This window comes from uncultured Devosia sp. (genome assembly GCF_913055165.1).
In the GTDB taxonomy this organism is placed as follows: Bacteria; Pseudomonadota; Alphaproteobacteria; order Rhizobiales; family Devosiaceae; genus Devosia.
On sequence record NZ_CAJXJS010000080.1, the window covers coordinates 1 to 12,648 of the forward strand.

General features: G+C 62.2%; 13 protein-coding genes. 8 read left to right on the forward strand and 5 right to left on the reverse strand.

The window, feature by feature from the left end; translation table 11 throughout:
* The 7 genes from QZ564_RS17550 to QZ564_RS17580 form a co-directional block, all read left to right on the forward strand.
* The coding region (locus QZ564_RS17550; protein ID WP_297112833.1) for a hypothetical protein at nucleotides 1–226 on the forward strand (226 nt) is incomplete at its 5' end.
* Nucleotides 223–966 carry a sulfite exporter TauE/SafE family protein gene (locus QZ564_RS17555; protein ID WP_297112836.1) on the forward strand — a complete coding sequence of 248 codons (744 nt, stop codon included), beginning with the start codon at nucleotides 223–225 and terminating at the stop codon, nucleotides 964–966. The genes QZ564_RS17550 and QZ564_RS17555, both read left to right, overlap by 4 nt.
* A 143-nt stretch (nucleotides 967–1,109) precedes the next feature.
* A complete protein-coding gene (locus QZ564_RS17560) occupies nucleotides 1,110–2,021 on the forward strand; it encodes a LysR family transcriptional regulator (protein WP_297112839.1) in 912 nt (303 codons plus the stop codon).
* A gap of 119 nt (nucleotides 2,022–2,140) precedes the next feature.
* A complete protein-coding gene (locus tag QZ564_RS17565) occupies nucleotides 2,141–3,043 on the forward strand; it encodes an ABC transporter substrate-binding protein (protein ID WP_297112842.1) in 903 nt (300 codons plus the stop codon).
* 70 nt (nucleotides 3,044–3,113) lie between these two features.
* On the forward strand, nucleotides 3,114–4,076 hold the full coding sequence (locus QZ564_RS17570) for an iron chelate uptake ABC transporter family permease subunit (RefSeq protein WP_297112845.1): 963 nt from the start codon (nucleotides 3,114–3,116) through the stop codon (nucleotides 4,074–4,076).
* Nucleotides 4,069–5,049, forward strand: coding sequence for an iron chelate uptake ABC transporter family permease subunit (locus QZ564_RS17575; RefSeq protein WP_297112848.1), 981 nt, complete (start codon nucleotides 4,069–4,071; stop codon nucleotides 5,047–5,049). The genes QZ564_RS17570 and QZ564_RS17575 overlap by 8 nt, the downstream gene beginning before the upstream one ends.
* A complete protein-coding gene (locus QZ564_RS17580; RefSeq protein ID WP_297112851.1) occupies nucleotides 5,046–5,804 on the forward strand; it encodes an ABC transporter ATP-binding protein in 759 nt (252 codons plus the stop codon). Before QZ564_RS17575 ends, QZ564_RS17580 begins: the two co-directional genes overlap by 4 nt.
* Here QZ564_RS17580 and QZ564_RS17585 read toward each other — a convergent pair.
* From QZ564_RS17585 to QZ564_RS17605, 5 genes are all read right to left on the reverse strand, one after another.
* Nucleotides 5,801–7,528, reverse strand: a complete 1,728-nt coding sequence (locus tag QZ564_RS17585) for a diguanylate cyclase (RefSeq protein WP_297112854.1) — start codon at nucleotides 7,526–7,528, stop codon at nucleotides 5,801–5,803. The genes QZ564_RS17580 and QZ564_RS17585 overlap by 4 nt on opposite strands.
* A 58-nt stretch (nucleotides 7,529–7,586) precedes the next feature.
* On the reverse strand, nucleotides 7,587–8,417 hold the full coding sequence (locus QZ564_RS17590; RefSeq protein WP_297112857.1) for a sugar phosphate isomerase/epimerase: 831 nt from the start codon (nucleotides 8,415–8,417) through the stop codon (nucleotides 7,587–7,589).
* Between the two features lie 59 nt (nucleotides 8,418–8,476).
* The gene (locus QZ564_RS17595) at nucleotides 8,477–9,541 is read right to left on the reverse strand and encodes a D-TA family PLP-dependent enzyme (protein WP_297112860.1); all 1,065 of its coding nucleotides are present in this window, start codon (nucleotides 9,539–9,541) and stop codon (nucleotides 8,477–8,479) included.
* The gene (locus QZ564_RS17600) at nucleotides 9,538–10,314 is read right to left on the reverse strand and encodes an SDR family oxidoreductase (protein ID WP_297112863.1); all 777 of its coding nucleotides are present in this window, start codon (nucleotides 10,312–10,314) and stop codon (nucleotides 9,538–9,540) included. Before QZ564_RS17600 ends, QZ564_RS17595 begins: the two co-directional genes overlap by 4 nt.
* Before the next feature lie 172 nt (nucleotides 10,315–10,486).
* Nucleotides 10,487–10,870 carry a RidA family protein gene (locus QZ564_RS17605; RefSeq protein WP_297112866.1) on the reverse strand — a complete coding sequence of 128 codons (384 nt, stop codon included), beginning with the start codon at nucleotides 10,868–10,870 and terminating at the stop codon, nucleotides 10,487–10,489.
* A gap of 190 nt (nucleotides 10,871–11,060) precedes the next feature.
* On the opposite strand from QZ564_RS17605, the gene QZ564_RS17610 reads away from it, so the two are divergent.
* On the forward strand, nucleotides 11,061–12,518 hold the full coding sequence (locus QZ564_RS17610; RefSeq protein ID WP_297112869.1) for a M81 family metallopeptidase: 1,458 nt from the start codon (nucleotides 11,061–11,063) through the stop codon (nucleotides 12,516–12,518).
* Nucleotides 12,519–12,648 lie beyond the last annotated feature (130 nt).

Sequence of the window (12,648 nt, forward strand, 5' to 3'; positions counted from 1 at the left end):
GCCCGAAAGGGAGAGGCGGGAGGACCGTCGACCGGCCAACGGGCAAATCAAAAAAAACTCGCCCGCCTATAAAAAGGGTATTGGGGCTTCCATTCAAGATGCAATTTGCGCAAAAAATGCAACGATATACCCCGCAGGCGACGATGGCATGACCCCTTGCCCGGTCCAGGGCTGGCGCATGCACGGCCGTTCGGTGCATGTGCAGCGCAAAGGACAAAGCTCATGACACCCCTGGTTTCCATCCTTCTGGTTTGCGTGGTCTTCCTGACCTCGACGCTTTCGGGGATATTCGGAATGGCCGGCGGCATGGTTTTGCTGGCCGGCCTGCTGGTTATCCTGCCTGTGGCAACAGCCATTGCCATTCATGGGGCCATACAGATCGTTGCCAATGGATCGCGCGCCTGGTTTTCGCGACAGTTCATTGACTGGCGGATCATTGCCACCATGGTCGCCGGCATTTTGACCGCAGCCACACTGCTGTTCCTGGTGCGCTACCAGCCGGACCTGGCGACCGTCTGCATCGTTGTCGGCCTGATGCCGATCCTGGTCTGGTTGCCCAAGAGCTGGCTGCGTCTCGATGCCAGCCGACCGGCGCAGGGCTTTTTGTGCGGGTTTGTCAGTGGCGGGCTGAACCTAGCGGTCGGGGTCGCCGGACCCAGCATCGACATATTCTTCATCCGCACGCAGATGGACCGGCGCAAGATCATCGCCACAAAGGCGTTCATGCAAGTGATCTCACATGGCGCCAAGGTGGTGTTCTATGGCACCACTACCGCCGCCATGGCCATGGGAGACTGGGTACTGGTGGCGATCGCGGCGCCTTTCGCCATTGCCGGGACCAATCTGGGTTACCAGGTGCTGCAGCGCATGAGCGATGATGGCTTCCGCCGCTGGACCCGCTGGATCGTGACCGTGCTGGGCGCATTCTACCTGACCCGTGGTATTTTGCTGCTGGCGGGCGCCTGACGCAAATCTGTTGACGCATCGCTGGAAGCCGAAAGCCGGTTCCCACTTTTTGGCGCGATGCAAATCTGTTGACGCATCGCTCGAAGCCGAAAACCGGTTCCCACTTTTCGGCGCGATGCTCTATGTTGCCTGCGGGAGACGACATGGCACCATTCGACAGCGTAACCGCACGCCTAATCCTGTTGCTGGCCGAAACCGGGTCGATCGGCCGGGCTGCAGAACGGGAGGGCATTGCTTCGTCGGCAGTCAGCCGGCGGGTATCAGACCTGGAAGCACGTCTTGGCGTGGTTCTGTTCGACCGCTCGGCCCATGGCGTGCGGCTGACCAAGGCGGGGGAAGCCTATGCCGAAGGTTGCCGTACGGTTTTGCGCTCGATCGCCGATCTCGACGCCATCATGGACGATTTCAGTTCCGGGCAGCGCGGGAGCCTGAGGCTGGCCTGCACCAGTTCAGCGCTTACCGGGCGCCTGCCGGAATTGCTGGCAAAGTTTGCCGCCAAATATCCCGGCATTGAAATCGCCATCGCCGAGATGGGCGCGGCCAAGGCGTTGCTGTCGCTCGACGAGGGCCAGGCTGACATCGCCATCGTCTCGGACAATTACGATTTCTCGCGCTTTGAAATCCATCCTTTCGAAGATGAAAGGGTCTGGGTGCTGGTGCCGCCCGAACATGCACTGGCCGCACAGATCGAGCCGCGCAAATCGGTGACATTCGATGCCGTGCTGCCTCACGCCATCGTGGGCATCCACCATGCCGGCTCACTCGATCGGCTATTGACCGAGGCGGCCGGCAAGCTGGGCAAGCCGCTGACGGAGGCGCTGCGCGTCGAGAGTTTCCCCGCTCTGGTGCGCATGGTGGAAGCCGGATTCGGCATCGGCTTTCTGCGTTCAACGAGCCTGCACCTGCTGGCTGGCACCGACCTGGTCTGCGCGCCGCTGGCCGAGCCCTGGGCCATGCGCAAGCTGTTGGTGGCGCGGCGCAAGTCGAGCCCGCTGTCGGCTGCCATGAAAAGTTTCATTTCCCTGGCCGGCGAGACCTATCTTCCCTCGGCCTGAGAAATTTATCTGATAATCAAACTCATGTTTGTTTGACAGACCTGGAACACGCCGATATTGAAGTGGACATGCGCAGTCATATTTGCGTCAGTCGTCTTCATTTATCCGGAAGTCCAGAGATGTCCTTCAACCCTATTGCTGCCGCGCTTCTTGCCGGTTTCGTTGCCCTCAGCACCCCTGTCCTGGCGCAGGACATCACCGTCACCCACGCCCAGGGTGAAACCACCCTGCCCGGTGTGCCACAGAAAGTTGTCAGCTTCGACTTTGCCGCCATCGAAACCCTGGAAGCAATTGGCGTTGATGTTGCTGGCCTGCCCGGCTCTAACCTGCCGGCGCATTTGGAAAAATATGCCAGCGATGACTACGCCAAGGTCGGTTCGCTGTTCGAGCCCGATTATGAGGCCCTGGCCGCGCTCGAACCTGATTTGATCATTGTGGCGGGACGGTCCTCGGGCGCCTATGCGGAACTGGCCAAGATAGCCCCCACGGTCGACCTCTCCAATGACTGGGCGGACTTCTACAATTCGATCAAGGCCAATGCCGAAATCGTCGGGCAGATCTTCGACAAGGAAGCCGAGATCAATGCCCTGATCGCCGAAACCGACGCCAAGGTGGAGGCCGCCAAGGCAGCGGCTGGCGATGCCGGCAAGGGGTTGATCGTCTTGACCAGCGGCGCCGAGGTCTCCGCCTATGGCCCAGGTTCGCGCTTCGGTTTCATCCACGACACGCTGGGCGTGACCCCAGTGATCGAAGACGTCGAAGCGGCGACCCATGGCGATGCGATTTCGTTCGAGTTCATCCTCGAAACCGATCCTGACCTGCTGCTTGTCATCGACCGCGATGCGGCCACCGGAGAGGGCGCCGCTGCCGCCATTCTCGACAACGAATTGGTGTCCGAAACCACGGCCTGGAAGAATGACGATGTGATCTATATCGACCCGGTGCGGGCCTATATCGTCAATGGTGGCCTCATCTCCTTCGGTATCATGGCCGATCAGGTCACTGACGCGCTGAGCCAATAAGCGACAATGCTCAATTTGCCCTCGCCCGGTCCGGGCGGGGGCTTTTTGCTGTTCAGGCATTTCGGCCCCCATGCCCAAGCTCATTTTCGGCGCTCTCGCCATTCTGGTTCTGGCACTCATCAGCCTCTTCATCGGGGTGAGCGATGTGACGCCGATGAGCCTGTTTTCCTCTTCGCCAGACGATCGGCCCATGCAGGTGCTGCTGATCAGCCGCGTGCCGCGCACGCTGGCGCTGATCCTGTCCGGGTCTGCGCTGGCCGTCGCGGGCCTGTTGATGCAGATGCTGGCGCGCAATCGTTTTGTCGAACCGGGCACGGCCGGCACGGTTGAGAGCGCGGTGTTCGGCATTCTTGTCATCACCATAGTCTGGCCCGGCAGCCCGCTGATCGCCAAGATGCTGGCGGCGACCGTGGCCGCGCTGATGGGTACGGCGCTGTTCATGCAGATCCTGAGGCGTATTCCCTTGCGCTCGACGCTGATGGTGCCGCTGGTCGGCATCATGCTGGGTGGGGTGATCTCGTCGATCACGGCGTTCTTCGCCTATCGCTATGATCTCCTGCAAACCCTGGGCACCTGGACGCTGGGGGATTTTTCTGGCGTGCTCAGGGGGCGCTATGAACTGCTCTGGTTGAGTGCGGGGCTGGTCGGCCTTGCCTGGCTTGCCGCCGACCGCTTTACCGTCGCGGGGCTGGGGCAGGATTTCACCACCAATCTGGGGCTCAACTATCGCCGTGTGCTGACGCTGGGCCTCACCATCGTCGCCATGGTGACCGCCGTGGTCGTGGTCTCGGTCGGCTCGATCCCGTTCCTCGGGCTGATCGTGCCCAATCTCGTTTCCATGGCGGTGGGCGACAATGCGCGGCGGGCCATTCCATGGATCGTGCTGATGGGCGCCGGCTTCGTGCTGGTCTGCGACATCATCGGGCGGGTGATCCGCTTCCCCTATGAAATCCCGATCGGCACGATGTTCGGGGTGATCGGCTCGGTCCTGTTCCTGTACCTGCTGCTCAGAAGGCGCCCTGCCAATGGCTGATATCCGCGCCCCTGCCACACCCGCGTTCTCGCCGCGGCAGGTCCTCATGATATTGGCGGCCCTGGCCATGGTTTCCATCGCCGCCTTCATGGTGATCGGCGCCAAGGGAAGCTGGGGCTTCATCCTGCCGTTCCGGGGCACCAAGGTCTGGTCGATGGCGATGATCGGTACGGCCATTGCCATAGCCACGGTGCTGTTCCAGACCATTACCGCCAACCGTATCCTCACCCCCTCGATCATGGGGTTCGACGCGCTGTTCGCGCTGGTGCGGACCGTACAGGTGTTTTTTCTCGGGGGGCTGAGCTATGCCATGCTGCCCGACCAGATCCAGTTCACATACGAAGCTGCGGTAATGGTGGGGCTATCGACCTTGCTGTTCCGCTGGCTGTTCAACCGCGCCGCGCGCGATCTCTATCTGCTGGTGCTGGTGGGCATTGTGTTTGGCGTCTTGTTCCGCTCGCTGGGCGGGCTGATGCAGCGGCTGATCAATCCCAATGATTTTGCCGTGCTGCAGGACAGCCTGTTTGCCAGTTTCAACACCACCGACCAGACATTGCTCGGGATCAGCACCCTGGCCATTGCCGGGGTGTGCCTCTGGGTGTGGCGGCTATTGCCGGCACTGGACGTGCTCAATCTGGGACGCGACACGGCCATCAATCTGGGCGTCAACTACAACCGCACGGTGTCGCAGGTGCTGGTGATCGTGGCCATTCTGGTTTCGGTCTCGACTGCGCTGGTGGGTCCGGTGACCTTCTTTGGACTTCTGGTTGCAAACCTCAGCTATCTGGTGATCCGCAGCCACAAGCACATCCTGATCCTGCCCGCTTCCATCCTGATATCCATCATCACGCTGGTGGGTGGGCAAGTCGTGCTGGAGCGGGTGTTCGGCTATGACACGGCTCTCGCGATCATCATCGAATTTGTCGGCGGCGTGGTGTTCATCGCCATGCTCTTGAGAGGAAGCCGCACATGATCCGCACGCAATCAGTATCGCGCAGCTATGGCGACAATCTGGTGGTCGACAATGTGACGTTGGACATTCCGGCACGCGGCGTCACCTCGATCATCGGGCCCAATGGGGCGGGCAAATCCACCCTGCTCTCCATGGTCAGCCGGTTGCTCGACATGAGTGCGGGCACGGTGACAGTGGACGGCATGGACGTGACCAGGACGCCCAGCGACGTGCTAGCGCGGCGGCTGTCGATCCTGAGGCAGGACAACCATATCTCGGCCCGCATCACGGTGCGCGATCTGGTCGGCTTCGGCCGCTACCCGCATTCCAAGGGGCGGCTGACCGTCGAGGACCGGGCGATGATCGAAAAGGCCATCGCCTATCTCGATCTGGACGCGCTGAGCGATCGCTTTCTGGATGAGCTATCGGGCGGGCAGCGGCAGCGGACCTTTGTTGCCATGGTGCTGGCGCAAGACACCGACTATGTGCTCTTGGACGAACCGCTCAACAATCTCGACATGAAGCATGCCATGGGCATGATGAAGCTGATGCGGCAGGCCGCTTCCGATCTGGGCAAGACGGTCGTATTGGTGCTGCACGACATCAATTTCGCGTCCTGGTATTCGGACTATATCGTGGCCATGAAGGCCGGCAGGGTCGCGGCCCAGGGGCCGGCTGGCGACATGATCCGGCCCGAGGTCCTTTCAGACATCTACGAGATGGACATCAAGGTGCACGAGATCGGCGGGCAACGGATTTCGGTCTATTACGGCTAGTCGTCGGCCATTTCGGGGAAGGCTACGACACAGGCACGTCCCCGCGCCTTGGCGGCATAGCAGGCGGCGTCGGCCTCGCCCATGAACCCCAGAGGCGAGGCTGGTTGTGCGCCGATAAGTGTGACCCCGGCGCTGGCCCCGATGCGATAATGGCGACCGGCCCAGGTGAAGGCGAGTGCGCCGATGGCGCGGACGATCTTTTCGGCCACTTCGCGCCCATTGGCGATGGGACAATCTTCCAGGATGATCGCGAACTCGTCCCCACCGATCCGGGCGGCCATGTCGTGGCTGCGGCAGACACCCTTGATGGTCTGGGCGACCTGCTTGAGCAGGGCGTCGCCAGCAGCGTGGCCGGCCGTGTCGTTGACCGGCTTGAAACGGTCCAGGTCGAGATAGACAAGGCTGTGCTGGCGCTGACCATGCCGCGCAGAGGCGATCGACGCCATCAAGGCCCGTTCGAAGGCCGCGCGATTGGGCAGGCCGGTGAGATCGTCATGGGCGGCGGAATGGGCCAACTGGCGCTGCAGGGCCCGGCTTTGCGAGACATCCTGAAACACCAGCACAGCGCCGGTCAGCGCACCGGCATCACCAAAGACCGGAGAGGCGGTGGCACGGATGTCGCGTTGGGGGCCGTCCAACGCGCAAAGCACACTGTCCTCGGCGCTGCGGACCTGCGTGGCGGCTCTGAGGCAGGCGCAAACCGGACAGGGCAATTGCTCGTCGCCGCTTTCGCTGCGCATGCGGAAAATCTCGGCAACGGGACGCCCCACAGCGTCGGCGGCACGACAGCCGGTAAGCTTCTCGGCGGCAGGGTTCATGAAAACGATGCGCCCTTCAAGGTCGGTCGAGATCATGCCATCGGCCATCGCCTCCAGAGTGACACGCAGGCGTTCCTTCTCGGCGGCCAGCTCCTGCTCCATCACCTTGAGGCGGGTGATATCGGTATCGGTGCCGATGGTGCGGATGGGGTTGCCATTGTCATCCCACTCTACCGGCTTGCCGCGGCTCAGAATCCAGATGTAATTGCCGTCCCGCGTGCGCTCCCGATATTCGAGAGAATCGAAATCGCTGTCGCCCCGATCCTGCTTGTCCACATTGGCCAGCACCTGTGCGCGATCATCTGGATGAATGCGCTCAAGCCATTTCTTTTGGTCACCATCCACCTCTTCATCGGGTGGAATGCCGCGCATGACCCGCCACATGCGCGAATAGAACATGGTGTCCTTGCGAATATCGTGATCCCACACGCCCTGGCGGGCACTCTCCAAGGCGAAGTTCCAGCGGCTTTCTGAATAGGCCAGGGCCTGTTCGGCGCGCTTTTGCAGCTCGATATTGGTCAGCTGCACCAGGACCTGGCGCGGGTCGCGGGCATTGGCTTCCAGCACGGAGGCGACGACCATGACCCAGAGCGGGCTGCCATCGGCCTGGCGGAATTGATGCTCGCCGCGATAGCTGGCCGCCTCGCCCCGCGCCAGGCGCAGGAACTGCTGGCGCGCCGCGGCGCTGTCGTTGTCGTGCACCAGCTCCCGCAGCATATCGGGACTGCCACCAGTGACGAACCCCAACAGGGTGTCGAAGGCCTGATTGGTGTAAATGACGCGACCATCGGCAGTGGCCACAACCATGCCCACCGGCGCAGCATCGAGCAGGCGCGTCAACGCCGCACCGGCCCGCGGCAAGCGGGGAATACGACTTGGCCTGGAACTGACGCGCGACGTTACCATCCTGTCACATTTCAACGGGAGGCCTTAATAACTTGCTTCGCGGCCGATCACATTTTCACTAGGTCAGGCGACTGAGAATGAAGTCGCGCTCTTGTGCCAGCCCCGCCCATTCCGAGGGATGGTCAGCATCGAAAATGAGCGTATAGGGCCCAGAGTAGCCGGCTTCCTCGGCGACCTGCACACAGAGCCCGTAGTCGGCCTCGTCCATCAGACCATCGCTGAACCCGGCCTTGGCGTGGCAAAGTTCGGCGCGTGGGAAGATGGATTTGAGCCCCTCATATTTGTCCGCGCCGGTCCAGTTGCCGAAATCGGCCAGAAGCCCGACCTGGCCTTCCAGGCGATCGAGCAGTTCATGCACCGCGGCCGGCGTCGAGAGCAGGTCGAACCAGTTCTCGGTAAAAAGACGCAGGGGCGAGCCCGTATTGGCGGCGATCAGTTCCTTGAAGCCGGCAACCGAGCGGGCCATGGTCTCCGGCGAGAACTTCTGCTTGCCCGCAATGATGCGGGCGTTCTCGGCACCCAGCATATTGGCGACATCGACCCAGCCGGCAATCCAGCGGGTGTCGCGGGAGCCATGGACGGGATCGGACATGTCACCGGCATCGACCAGCAGGGTCTGCAGGGTCACACCGGAAACCCTGAGCTGGTCGCGCAATTCGCCGAGATAGACCGGGTCGCGGCTGCGCAGGTGGAAGGAGACGATCTCCAGCCGATGATAGCCGTGATTGGCCAGCACCGATGGCAGGCCGAGCAGAGATTCCTCGCCCTCGCCATAGGTCTCTTCCATCTCGCCAATGGCGTCGGTGCTCAAATCATGCGGGAAAGTGGTGCCCAGCAGACGATGCAGCGACCAGGTGGAAACGGCAATGCGATGATTGGGGTCAGCCAAGGGGATTCTCCTGTTTTTCGGCAAGAGTTTCATGAGCCGCTGCGCCTTGCAAGGCGGGCTCAGTCCACCCTGCCCCGCGCTCCGACATCTACGGTTTCAACCAGGTTCCCATTGCGGATCAGGTGCACCCGATCGAAGAGATTGGTCACCGGGCAGCAGTGATTGGGAATGATGCGGATCACATCGCCGATCTTCGGCTTTGTCGCACAGGCCGATACGTCGAGCGTTCCATGCTCTTCGCTCAGGCCGGTGACTTTCGCCTCGGGGTGCTCGACAACGTAACCGTGGCCGACCAGCCCCAGCAGGTCGCTGGTCAGGGCCTTCGATCCAGCGTCGATGATGGCGCGATCTTCGGCCGGGCGGGACACGACCGTCGCCAGAACAGTGAGCGCGCAGTCCTCGAAGCTGGCGGCGCCGGCCGCCACCTGTGAGCGATCCATGTAGATATAGGTGCCGGGGCGGTATTCGGTGGCGATGCGGGCCGCCTCATCCATGTGCCAGATGTCGGGGGTGCCGCCGGTGGTGATGGCGGGCAGGTCGATGCCGGCGGCGACGAAGGCGGCCTTGGCATCGGCCAGCCATTGCGCCGCCGCCTGATATTTACCGGCGGCGGGATAGGTCATCAAACCGGCAAAGGCGAGACCGGGCGCGGCGATGATCTTTTGCGCGAGCGCCACGGCAGTCTCAGCAGACTGCACGCCGCATCGCCCCATGCCGGTGTCGCATTCGACAAAGACGCCAAGGGGTTTTGCCGGGTCGGTGAAAGTGGCAGCAAGGCCACCCACGCACTCTTGGCTGTCAGCCACGACGCGGATGGTCACCCGATCATGGAGGGCCTTGAGACGCTTGAGCTTGGCCGCACCGATGATGTTAAACGTCAGCAGCAGATCGGCGAGCCCGGCGTCGGCCATGACCTCGGCTTCGCCCAACTTCTGGACGGTGATGCCGACGGCACCCAGTTCCATCTGCTTTTTGGCAAAGAGCGGCAGCTTGTGGGTCTTGATATGGGGGCGGAGCGCAATACCGGCCTTGTTAACGGCACTCTGCGCGCGCTTCAGGTTCGCTTCGGCGCGATCGAGGTCGATGAGGACAGCGGGGGTGTCGAGTTCGGAATAGTGAGTCATTTGGCCCTCAGAACCTCGTTGACGAAGCGCAGATTGCCGGCTGTGAGGCCGGCATCGACGGGAATGGTCACGCCGGTAATGCCCGAGGCGGCCTCGGAGGCCAGAAAGAGCGCGGCATTGGCAACCTCTTGCGGGCTGACCATGCGGCCCAGCGGGTAGTGCGGCAGTACCTTGTCGAGCAAATGCGGGTCGGCCTGCAGCCGATGGTCCCAGGCGGGTGTCCGGACGGAACCGGGGGCAACCACATTGGCGCGGATTCCATCGCCGCCCCGTTCAACGGCGATCGCCTTGGCATAGGCGATGAGGCCCGCCTTTGCGGCCGAATAGGCCGGATTGCCGAAATGCTGGAGCGCGTTGACCGAGGAAATGAAGACCACGTTGCCTGCGCCGCGCTCGGCCATGGCCTGGGTGATGGGATCGACAAGCGCATAAGCGCCGTTGAGGTTGATGGCCATTTCGCTGGCCCAGACATCGTCATCGAGATGACCCAGATGTTCGGCGCGGGTGAAGCCGGCATTGGCGATGACCGCATCGACAACGCCATGGGCGGCGATGTCGGCTTCAACCGCGGCGCGCGTGGCTGTCGCATCGGCCTGATCGAAGAGGACGGTGCGTGTCAGGGGCAGGCCTTCAAGCAGGGCGGCATCGCGGTCAGCGCCGACGATGCGCGCGCCTGCGCCATGGAAGATCTCGACCATGGTGCGGCCAATGCCACCACCGGCGCCGGAAATGAGGACGGTCTTGCCGTCGAGGCGGCAGGGGGATGCGTTCATTGATCTTTTCCTTCGCGCGCATTCCGACAGGTGGACACCCCCTCCCAACCTCCCCCGTCAAGGGGGAGGTGCCGGGCCGGTTCCTGCCCGCAGAGACAGCCACGGACGCAGTCGAGCACCCTCCCCCTCGCGGGAAGGATTGGAGAGGGGGGCCGAGCGAACTGGGTGGACATTATGGCCCCTTATAGGCCACGCAGTCGATTTCGACCTTGCAGTCGACCATCATGGAGCTCTGCACGCAGGCGCGGGCCGGGGGATGCTCGCCGAAATAGGACTTGTAGACGGCATTGAAGCTCCAGAAATCGCGTGGATCGTCGAGCCAGACGCCGCAGCGGACCACATGCTCCAAGCCGTAACCGGCTTCCTCGAGAATGGCGATGACGTTCCTTATGGTCAGGTGTGTCTGCTCAATGATGCCGGTGCCAACAATCTCGCCATCCTTCATGGCCACCTGGCCCGAAACATAGAGCCAGCCGCCGGCCTCGACGGCGCGGGCGAAGGGCAGGTTCTGGCCACCGGCCCCGGACTTTTCTGCGCCATAGCGTTTGATGGGCATCGGAGGGTCCTTTCGATCTATTTTTGAAACTCAGTTTCTTTTTTCTCGCAATCTATAGCCGAAGTCTGCGTTCGAATGCGAGAGGAGGCGTAAAAAATGTAAATTTCTTACGTGAACCGTCGCGAGTCATAGTGTAGCGTGATGGTAGCGACTTCGCTTACCTGACGCATCCTGACCGGACGAGCTTCCCTTGCGCCTGTTCACCGCCGCCCTCGCCACCGAGACCAACACCTTCTCCCCGATCGCCATCGACAAGCGCGCCTTCGAGGCATCGCTGCACGCCAAGCCGGGGCAACACCCGGTGACCCCAACCTTGTGCACCGCACCGATAACCGTCGGCCGTGCGATCTGCGCCCGCGAAGGCTGGACCCTGATTGAAGGGACCGCCAGCTGGGCCGACCCGGCGGGCCTGGTCGCCCAGGCAACCTATGAGGAATTGCGCGACGAAATCATCGGGCAATTGCACGCGGCCATGCCGGTGGACGGGGTGGTGCTGGGGCTGCATGGGGCCATGGTCGCGCAGGGTTATGATGATCCCGAGGGGGACCTGCTGGCCCGGGTGCGGGCGATTGTGGGACCCGATGTGCTGGTTTGCGCCGAGCTTGACCCGCATAGTCACTTGACCGCGAAACGGGCGGAGGCGGCCGATTTCTTCGTTTATTTCAAGGAGTTCCCACATACCGATTTTGTCGATCGGGCGCGCGATTTGTGGGAGATCACGGTGCGGACACTCAAGCAAGAGATCAAGCCGGTGATGAGCGTCTTCGATTGCCGGATGATCGACGTCTTCCCCACAAGCAAGCAGCCGATGCGGGGATTTGTTGACAGGCTGTTGGCACTTGAAGCCTCCAAAGAGGGTTTGTTGTCTCTCTCGGTGGTGCATGGGTTCATGGCCGGCGATGTGCCCGAAATGGGGACCAAGATTGTCGCTGTTACGGACGACAACGCGGAGATGGGCGCGGCCCTCGCCGAGGAACTGGGGCGCGAACTGTTTGCGATGCGCGGCACCTTCATGGTGAGCCAGGTGGATGAGAAGGCCGCGGTCGATGCCGCGCTGGCCGCGCCGAAGGGTCCGGTGGTGATCGCCGATGTCTGGGACAATCCGGGTGGCGGCACGGCGGGCGATGCCACGGTGATCCTTGCCGAGATGATTGCGCGTGGTGTCACAGATGTGGCCGTGGGCACGATATGGGACCCGATTGCGGTGCAGATCTGTTTTGCGGCCGGCGAGGGGGCGGAGATTCAATTGCGATTCGGCGCCAAGTCAGCGCCGCATACGGGCCTGCCGGTGGATGCACGGGTGACGGTGAAACGCCTCAAGCGCAATGCCGAGATGAAGTTCGGTGACAGCTTTGCGCCCTTCGGCGACGCGGCCTGGATCCATTTCGACGGGATCGACGTGATCCTCAATTCGACACGCGCGCAAAGCTTTGACCCCAGCCTGTTCTCGGCGCTGGGGATCGATCCGAAGTCGAAGAAGATCCTGCTGATCAAATCGACCAACCACTTCTACGACTCGTTCTCCAGGATCGCGTCGGAAATCGTCTATTGCTCGGCGGGCAAGCCCTATCCGAACCGGCCGGCGGAGACGGATTATCGCAAGGCGCGGCGGGATATCTGGCCGATGGTGGAAAATCCGTTCGGCTGAACTTCCTCTCCCGTTTACGGGAGAGGGGGACCACGCCAAGCGTGGTGGAGAGGGATGCCAAGTACGCGATCCATGGATTGCCCGGCGCCCATCAGTGCAGCGGGCGTGGCCCCCCCCTCCACCGCCTATA

Bases quoted from the DNA above. Each gene is read 5' to 3' on its own strand.
- QZ564_RS17605 (WP_297112866.1), bottom strand. From the start codon at position 10,870: ATGCCCATCAAACGCTATGGCGCAGAAAAGTCCGGGGCCGGTGGCCAG.
- QZ564_RS17600 (WP_297112863.1), bottom strand. From the start codon at position 10,314: ATGAACGCATCCCCCTGCCGCCTCGACGGCAAGACCGTCCTCATTTCC.
- QZ564_RS17565 (WP_297112842.1), top strand. From the start codon at position 2,141: ATGTCCTTCAACCCTATTGCTGCCGCGCTTCTTGCCGGTTTCGTTGCC.
- QZ564_RS17595 (WP_297112860.1), bottom strand. From the start codon at position 9,541: ATGACTCACTATTCCGAACTCGACACCCCCGCTGTCCTCATCGACCTC.
- QZ564_RS17585 (WP_297112854.1), bottom strand. From the start codon at position 7,528: ATGGTAACGTCGCGCGTCAGTTCCAGGCCAAGTCGTATTCCCCGCTTG.
- QZ564_RS17560 (WP_297112839.1), top strand. From the start codon at position 1,110: ATGGCACCATTCGACAGCGTAACCGCACGCCTAATCCTGTTGCTGGCC.
- QZ564_RS17570 (WP_297112845.1), top strand. From the start codon at position 3,114: ATGCCCAAGCTCATTTTCGGCGCTCTCGCCATTCTGGTTCTGGCACTC.
- QZ564_RS17575 (WP_297112848.1), top strand. From the start codon at position 4,069: ATGGCTGATATCCGCGCCCCTGCCACACCCGCGTTCTCGCCGCGGCAG.
- QZ564_RS17580 (WP_297112851.1), top strand. From the start codon at position 5,046: ATGATCCGCACGCAATCAGTATCGCGCAGCTATGGCGACAATCTGGTG.
- QZ564_RS17555 (WP_297112836.1), top strand. From the start codon at position 223: ATGACACCCCTGGTTTCCATCCTTCTGGTTTGCGTGGTCTTCCTGACC.